4 protein-coding genes are annotated in these 5,161 nt (G+C 64.1%); 3 read left to right on the top strand and 1 reads right to left on the bottom strand.

The window, feature by feature from the left end; all coding sequences use genetic code 11:
• The coding region (locus tag EN964_RS23675) for a DUF6492 family protein (protein ID WP_127276779.1) at window positions 1–727 on the top strand (727 nt) is incomplete at its 5' end.
• Here the strand turns inward: EN964_RS23675 and EN964_RS23670 are convergent.
• Window positions 724–2,019: a lipopolysaccharide biosynthesis protein gene (locus EN964_RS23670; RefSeq protein ID WP_127272343.1), complete on the bottom strand. Its 1,296-nt coding sequence runs from the start codon at window positions 2,017–2,019 to the stop codon at window positions 724–726. The genes EN964_RS23675 and EN964_RS23670 overlap by 4 nt on opposite strands.
• A gap of 199 nt (window positions 2,020–2,218) precedes the next feature.
• Here EN964_RS23670 and EN964_RS23665 point away from each other — a divergent pair, with 199 nt between their 5' ends.
• Window positions 2,219–4,768: a Wzz/FepE/Etk N-terminal domain-containing protein gene (locus tag EN964_RS23665; protein WP_127269250.1), complete on the top strand. Its 2,550-nt coding sequence runs from the start codon at window positions 2,219–2,221 to the stop codon at window positions 4,766–4,768.
• 180 nt (window positions 4,769–4,948) lie between these two features.
• The coding region (locus EN964_RS23660) for a tetrahydrofolate dehydrogenase/cyclohydrolase catalytic domain-containing protein (RefSeq protein ID WP_281059568.1) at window positions 4,949–5,161 on the top strand (213 nt) is incomplete at its 3' end.

Here is a 5,161-nt window from a genome sequence, read left to right as displayed (position 1 = left end):
CCAATTGGAAACCGGCCGCCGCACGGTCGTCGACGAGCGTGAATTGCTGCCGCGCTGGCTGCACGCATTTGATGATCCGCTCAGCCTGTTTCGCCGGCGCGTCTGGCTCAGCCTGAAGACCCAGCCGCTGCGTGGCTGGCACGTGCAGCAATTGCGTCGCATCGCCATCTCGGCGCATGCATCTCAAGATGTGCTGATCTTCTGCGATTCCGATGTTGCCTTCCTCAAACCTTTCGACTGCGCCGCCTTCTGGCGCGACGGCAAGGCGCGGCTGTTCCGCCGCGACGGCGTGCTGGCGGACGAAGGTCATGAGGAGCATCGCATCTGGTCGCGCAACGCGGGGTCGGCACTCGGCATCGATCCGTCCCGGACATCGGTCCACGACTACATCTCGACGCTGATCGCCTGGCGGCGCGACACCGTGCTGGCCATGTGCGGCGAGATCGAGAAGGTCCATGGTCGCAACTGGGTCGAGGTCGTCGGCTCGGCGCGCAAATTCTCCGAATGCATGATCTACGGCCGCTATGTCGACGATTTGCTACAGGGTGCCGGCCACTTCCACGGTTCGGAGGAGTTCTGCCGGGTGCACTGGACCGGCGAGGCGCTGTCGGACGACGAGTTCCGCCGCTTCGTTGCCGCCATGGCGCCGGAGCAGGTGGCGATCGGCATGCAATCCTTCATCGGCACCGATATCGGCCGTATCCGCCGTTTGACCGGGCTGGATTAGATGGGCTTTGCCGGTTTACGCATCGCCGAATAGGTGAGCAGCGTCGAGGCGAGATACAAAAGCAGGAAGACGACATTGAGCGACAGCACCAGGTTCGGCGTGTCGAGGATGGTCGTCAGCACATAGGTCAAAAGCAGCGCCTTCAGTGCGGCGAGCAGACCGAGATTGAGCGCCCGCACCAGCGTCTGGCCGCGCGCGAACAAAAGCTCGGCCTGATATTCGACCAGATTGCGCAAGCCAGGCACGCAGATCGCCAGCACGACCAGCGGCGCGGCCTCGGCGACATTCTTGCCGAGCGCATTGGGGAAGAAATGCAGCACGATGCCAAGCGTCAGCAGCGCTGCCGTGGAGACCGCGAACACACCGCCTTCGATGCCGCTCTTGACCGCCAGCCGTGACAACAGTTCCGGTGCGCGCATCATGCGCTGCACCAGCATCATCGAGAAGGTGCGGATCGGAATGGCGGTCAGGTCTACCAGCCGCATAATGATGGCGTAGATGCCAGCCAGATGCGGGCCGCCGATCGCCAGCACCAGCAGCTTGTCGAACTCCATCTGCAGGTAGAACAGCACTTCGGCGCCGGCCACGTAGACAGAATCGGCCAATCGCCTGAGATAGAGCTCGATGCGCAGCCGCAACCGCTGGCGGGGGTAGAAGAAGCCGAAGGCAATCAGCAGCGAGGCGGCATTGGCGCCGATATAGAACCACGACCATATCCAGACGCTGTGATGCGCAGAGAACATGAACAGCACCGCGCCAAGCGCCCGCAACGCGGTCGCCAGGATAGCCAGCAGCGCGGCGCGGCCGAATTTGCCCAGGCCATTGTTGACGATCAGCGCCACCTCGACCGGCCGCCACAGCAGCGCTTCGGCAAAGACGATTGCCGCAAACACCGACAGCGGCACGGTGTCGGCGAAGAAAAGCAGGTAGACGCCGAACGAGGCCGCGGCCAGCAGCGGCAGCGACAGCACGCCGAGCAGCAGGAAGCCGGCGGAAAAGGTGCCGATCAGATTGGGGCGGATGGTGGCGGTGCGGTAGAGCGCCGAGATGAAACCGAAGGCGAGGATGCGCGACAGCATGACACCGGCCGCCGAAGCGGTGGCGAACATGCCGAATTCGGAAATGGACAGCGTGTTGGCCAGCGCGATGAAATAGGCCAGCGAAAACACCAGTCGCCCGCCGGCGCCGCTGATCGCCGAGAAATAGTCGCGAAGCAGCCCCCGTCGTTCGGCCAAAAAGCTGCCGATCCGGGCGAGGGGCCGCCTTTGCGGTATGTCACTGGCCTGCGTCATTTCTCAAGGAGAGCCTAGGCGGGAAAACTTAACGTGCCGTTCTGGAGGCTTAAGCCTGTGTCGAAAATAGATGCAACCGAAGCGAGAAACCGACGCTTCGGTGCGGGAAAATTAACCTTTTGTTTTCCATGCCTGTTTAGCGTGGCTTAACGAATGGCCAAGCGCCGTTTGCAGGTCGCCAAAGGTAAAGTTCAAGACGATGGTCGACAGGGAAAACCGCGAGGACTGGAAGCGCGAGCGCTCATTGCTGGCGCTTGGCCAGGCTGTGCGCGGCGACGAACCCGACGCGTCCCTGGTCTCGATAGGCGACCGGGCAGACCCGTCATGGCGCGAGGATGCCGCCACGCGTCATCGCCTCGCCCGTTCGCAGCGCGAGGCGCGCAACCCGAAACTGTCGGATCCGGTCGTGACCGACGGGGATCATGAGCAAGCTTCGTCATCATATCGCGCGCAAACGACGCCACGGACACAAATTGGTGCCGCCGAAACCGCCGGCGCCCGGCGCGCCGATCATGCATCGGAACCTTACGCTGCAGGCGACGCGTCGGTATCCCGAAACGACGGCAGGGACAGCCAGCAGTGGAAGCCGCTGATCGATCCGATGCAGGTCGTGCGCGGTGTCGGCAAGTCGAAGCTGCTGATCGTGACGACGACAATACTGGGTGCCGCGCTCGGCCTTGCCATCGCGCTGTCGACGCCGAAGAAATATGAGGCCACCACCGAACTGATCGTCGACCCGCGCGACCTGAAGCTCACCGATCGTGACCTCACCCAGTCGGTCGTCGCTTCCGATGCCACGCTGGCCATCGTCGAGAACCAGGTTCGGGTGCTGACCTCAGGCACCGTTCTCAACAAGGTCGTCGACAAGCTCAATCTGGTCAACGATCCGGAATTCAATGGGCAAGGCGGCGGCGGCCTCAGCGTCATGTCGCTCATCCGCTCCGTCCTGTCGCGCAATGACGGGCCGGGGGGTGTCGACGACACCCGCCGCCGTGCACTTGCTGTCGGCAATCTGGCCGAGAGCCTTTCGGTCGAGCGCGGCGGCAAGACCTTCGTCATCACCGTCAGCGCCACCACGCAGAATGGCGAGAAATCGGCCCTCATCGCCAACACGATGACGGATGTCTTCCTGCAGACCTTCGGCCAGATACAGTCGGACACGGCAGGCCGCGCCACCGACGAACTGACGGCCAGGCTTGACGAGTTGCGCAAAGGGGTCGAGGCGGCCGAGCGCAAGGTCGAGGATTTCAGGGCTACCCATGATCTCGTCGATGCGCAGGGCCACCTCATCAGCGATGACGAAATGCTGAAACTCAACGAGCAGCTGTCGGTTGCCCGCGCCCGCACGCTGGAGCTGAATGCCCGGGCGGCCTCGGCGCGTTCGGTCGACGTCAATTCGGTTCTCACCGGTACCTTGCCGGAGGAGATCAACTCCAACTCGATGAGCGATCTGCGTTCGCAATATGCATCGCTCAAGCAGGAGGCTGACCGCGCTGCCATTCGGTTCGGCCCGCGTCATCCCGAACTCCAGGCGCTCAATGCCCAGCTTGCCGGCGCACGCGACCGCATCGCCTCGGAGCTGCGCCGCATCGGCTCGTCGCTGCAGGTCGACCTCAAGCGCGCGGTCCAGCTCGAACAGGATCTTGCCTCTCGCCTGGCGCAGCTGAAGGTCCGCAGCGGTGACGTCAACAGCGACCTTGTGTCGATGCGCGAACTGGAGCGCGAGGCGACCGCCAAGCGTTCCGTCTACGAACAGTATCTGCTGCGCGCCAAGGAGACCGGCGAGCAGAAGGACATCAACACAGCCAACATCAATGTGATCTCGAAGGCCTTCGCGCCGCTCGAGCCGAACGGGCCGTCGCGGGTCGTGGTCGCGCTCGCCGGCCTGTTGCTGGGTTTCGCCTCCGGCATTGGCCTCGGAGCCATGCGTGGCGCCTATGAGAGCCTGCGTGACACTGCCAATTCGCGCTCGCGTCGCGACCATGGCACGGACGAACACCGGACGCCTTACGAAGACAAGGCATATCGGTCAGCGCCGCCGCCGGCGCCGCCACAACCACCAGCGCCGCAGCCATCGACACCCCCGCCTGCATCACCACCGCCTGGCTCGCCATCGCCTGTCCAGCAAGCCGAGGTCTCGCCGGCCGAAGGTTCCGGCCGGATCGGTGCCTTGCTGTCGAGGCTGCACAAGTCCGTCTCACGCAGGCCGTCCCGGGAGGAGCCGTTCGATACCGTTGAATGGGCCTCTGCCGAAAACGCGAAGCCGATGCAGGATCCGCAATACTCCGCTTACCCCCAGTCGGCGCCGGCCTTCGAGCCTCGGCAGGCGGCCGCGGCAGCATACCCGTCGCGGCCTTTCCAGCCCGGCGGCCATCCGCAGCAGACGGCGCAGCCGCCACTGCCGCCTCCCATGGTGCAGCAGCGGCCATATTCCGGGCCGCAGCTCTATCCCTACGCGCAGCCATTGGGCTACGCACAGCCGCCGGCCTATCCCTATCCGCAATCGATGCCGGCCGCCAATGCCGGGCTGCAGCCCGATCCGGCTCAGCCTGCTTCCGAGTCCTATCCACAGCCGTCCCTCCCGCAGCAGCAGGCGCCTCAGCCTCATCAGCGATCGGCGGAGCCGTCGCGGGCCGCGGAGGATGCCGAGCAGCAAGCGCCAATCGAGGAAATCCGCGCCAGCCTGCGCGAATTCCGCGAAGCGGTTCGCGAACTGACCGAGAGCCGCGTGCGGCGTCGCTACTTCTGAGCCACAAAAATCTGCGCTGTGCCGTACAAAAACATGCCGGTTTCGCGTAAACGGCATGGGACGGCGCTTTGGCGGGATTGCATGTTGGAATTTTCGTGAAAATGCCACGCTGTGAAAGATCGAAAAGCGCGTCGCTTCCGCAAGCGACGCGCTTGGGCATTCTGGTGTTGAGGGTAGTCCATGGCCGAAGTGATTGATGGCAAGAGCGTTGCCGGCGACGTTGTGGGGTCGGTCAAGACCCTGACGGCTGAGCTTGTCGCCAAGGGCCAGGCCAAGCCGGGTCTTGCCGTGGTTATCGTCGGCGAGGACCCGGCCAGCCAGGTCTATGTCGCGTCCAAGTCGCGCACCGCCAAGGAATGCGGCTTTCATTCCGTCCAGCACACGCTGCCGGCC

Source organism: Mesorhizobium sp. M7A.F.Ca.CA.001.10.2.1, assembly GCF_003998575.1.
GTDB lineage: Bacteria > Pseudomonadota > Alphaproteobacteria > Rhizobiales > Rhizobiaceae > Mesorhizobium.
This window is presented reverse-complemented; position numbering and strand designations above follow the sequence as displayed.

Bases quoted from the DNA above. Each gene is read 5' to 3' on its own strand.
- EN964_RS23670 (WP_127272343.1), bottom strand. From the start codon at position 2,019: ATGACGCAGGCCAGTGACATACCGCAAAGGCGGCCCCTCGCCCGGATC.
- EN964_RS23665 (WP_127269250.1), top strand. From the start codon at position 2,219: ATGGTCGACAGGGAAAACCGCGAGGACTGGAAGCGCGAGCGCTCATTG.